This is a genomic window from Pantoea sp. SIMBA_079, assembly GCF_046940275.1.
Lineage (GTDB): Bacteria > Pseudomonadota > Gammaproteobacteria > Enterobacterales > Enterobacteriaceae > Pantoea > Pantoea borealis.
This window is the reverse complement of the sequence record NZ_JAWRYR010000060.1, coordinates 1-403: the sequence shown is the minus strand read 5'-3', so window position 1 is coordinate 403 and position 403 is coordinate 1. Positions and strand designations below refer to the sequence as shown.

Sequence of the window (403 nt, the reverse complement as noted above, 5' to 3'; positions counted from 1 at the left end):
CAACGTCGAATGCCAATGGAATCATCACCTACATTTTCGAGTGTGGATCTGTAATGAAGTCAGTCGCTATTGAGTCCGGCATGGCCAGCCAAAATCACTGTGGATTACACCAGACTCTAGATCTCAGCTTGACCATTAATCAAACCAAACTGGAAACCACTAACCCCGGACACCCAACTTGCGAGGAACTTTTCGAACATATCGACCCACAAATAATAATAACAATATGCAGGACATCTCAAATGGCAACAGTAGATATTTTCGAAATGGATAAGACCTGCATGCCAAAGAGACATCCTTATGCCCCATAAATCCGAGAGCCAATCTGTTAGTCATTCTAAAACTCAATCCATCGGCTTTCTTCTACTGGACAATTTCACACTGATTTCCCTTGCATCGGCCA

The 403-nt window shown here is 43.2% G+C and carries 1 protein-coding gene; it reads left to right on the top strand.

The window, feature by feature from the left end; all coding sequences use genetic code 11:
* Positions 1 to 311, top strand: a 311-nt coding sequence (locus SB719_RS19085) for a hypothetical protein (protein WP_412159593.1), incomplete at its 5' end; no start/stop codon positions are given.
* Positions 312 to 403: the final 92 nt, after the last annotated feature.